Below are 1,901 nucleotides of genomic sequence, written 5' to 3' on the forward strand. Positions count from 1 at the left end.
GTACCCGGCGGCCTTGAGGCGGGGGAGGTAGACCCCCAGCGCCTCGACGGTCTGGGTACGGTCGGCCAGCCCCTCGTGCTCGGGGACGTCGCTTCCGCTGAGGGTGCCGTCGTGGTTGAGGACGATCGAGCCCGTACGGGCATCGGCCAGCACCCGGTCGGCGATGCGGCGGCTGCCCGGATTGGACCAGTCCTCCGGGTCGACCGACCAGGAGATGGGGCGCAGCCCGAGCGTGGCGCACTCGGCCATCGCGGCGTCGGCGAAGTGGCCGCCGGGCGCGCGGAAGAGTACGGGCCGCCGCCCCGTGGTCCGCTCGATGACGTCCTGAGTGCGCCGGATCTGGTCGCGGACCTGCGCGCGGCGCAGCGTTTCGAGGTTGGGGTGCGACCAGCTGTGGTTGGCGAGCACATGCCCGGCGTCGGCGACCTGGCGCACGGTGTCGGGATACTTCGCGACGTTGGCGCCGAGCATGAAGAACGTCGCCTGTACGCCGTGGCGGGCGAGGATGGCGAGCACCTTGGGGGTGTACAGCGGGCTGGGGCCGTCGTCGAAGGTGAGCGCCAGGGTCATGGCCCCGGCGCGTACGGTGCGTTCCGGCCGCTCCGGCACCGGAGGCGGAGCGCCGCGGCCGTCGGCGGCGAGCGCCTGCGGAAGGGCGGCCAGCGAGAACAGTCCCGCCCCGCAACCGGTGAGGAAGCGGCGTCTCGGTACGGCTTTACGGTCAGTTGCACGGTCGGTGGCCATCTCCCCAGCCTCGGCCACCCCGCCCCCGCGTTCCCGTCCGCCCCGCCGCTGCCGCCTGTCGCGTCACCCCAACGGCCACTGTGCCCGTGGCGCCGTGGCGGCCGTCCGGGTGACGGGACGTCATGAGCCCCTATGAGTCGCGTCTTTGCTGCTGCGCGGGATGTCAGACCAATGCCTCACTCTCCGTGGCATAGCTGCTTTTGAGAGACACATAAGGGTGGGGCATGCGGAAGAGCGTGATGCGGTGCGTGGGGGCCTCGCTGGCCGCCGTGGCGGTGCTGACGGGCGCGACGGGTTGCGGGGAGGGCTCGGGTAGGGCCGGTGGGGCCGATGAGGGGAGCAAGGCCGGTGCGGGGAACCGGGGTTCCGGGGCCGGGGCGCGTACCCCTGAGCAAGCCATCACGGCGGCGTACAAGAAGACGTCGGCGGCGAAGTCCGCGAAAGTCGTGATGGCCGTATCGGCCCCGGCGGCGACCGGCGTCAGCGTGAAGGCGAAGAGTTCCGGCGTCATGGGCTGGAACCCTTCGGTCGCGGACATGGTCATGGAACGGGAATCGACCGAAGGGCCGTCCGGCGGGGGCCGGGAGAGACGCACGATCCGGGTCAGCAATGTCATGTACACGAAAATGGAGGGTGCGGCGAAAGCCACCGGCAAGGGGTGGGTCAAATTCGATGTGCTGGCCGCGGTGAAGGACTCCGATGACGCGCGGTTCCTGAAGCAGACCACCGCCGAGCTGGAGGGCATGAGCGACGACCCGACCCGGAAGCTGGCGCTGCTGCTCTACGCGCCGACCATCGAGGACGCTGGGCCCGAAGACATCGGCGGCGGGCGCACCGAGCACTACAAGGGCTCGTTCGCGGCGGAGAGCGTGCTCAGTTCCCCCAAGAAGGTCGCGGCCCTCACGCCCGAGCGGCGCGAGCAACTGCTCACGAACCTGAAAACGAAGGACATCCAGGAATACGCCTTCGACGTGTGGGTCAACAGCGCCGACTACCCGGTCAGGATAAACACGTGGATGAAGTCGCGGCAGGGGGTGACCACCACGTCCGCGGACTTCTCCGACTACGGAACCAGGCTCGCCGTACAGGCCCCGCCGGCCGACGACACCGTCGACGTGGCCGAGTTGGCCGTAGCGGCGAGGAAGCAGGAATTGGAC

The 1,901-nt window shown here is 70.1% G+C and carries 2 protein-coding genes; one reads left to right on the forward strand and one right to left on the reverse strand.

Annotation, left to right across the window (positions count from 1 at the left end):
- A partial coding sequence (locus ACFU99_RS42210) for a polysaccharide deacetylase family protein (RefSeq protein WP_384403712.1) occupies nucleotides 1-744 on the reverse strand: 744 nt, incomplete at its 3' end.
- A gap of 224 nt (nucleotides 745-968) precedes the next feature.
- Between ACFU99_RS42210 and ACFU99_RS42215 the strand changes: the two genes are divergently transcribed.
- On the forward strand, nucleotides 969-1,901 hold a 933-nt coding region (locus ACFU99_RS42215), incomplete at its 3' end, for a hypothetical protein (protein WP_384403714.1).

The sequence above is a fragment of the Streptomyces sp. NPDC057654 genome, assembly GCF_042800135.1.
GTDB lineage: Bacteria > Actinomycetota > Actinomycetes > Streptomycetales > Streptomycetaceae > Streptomyces.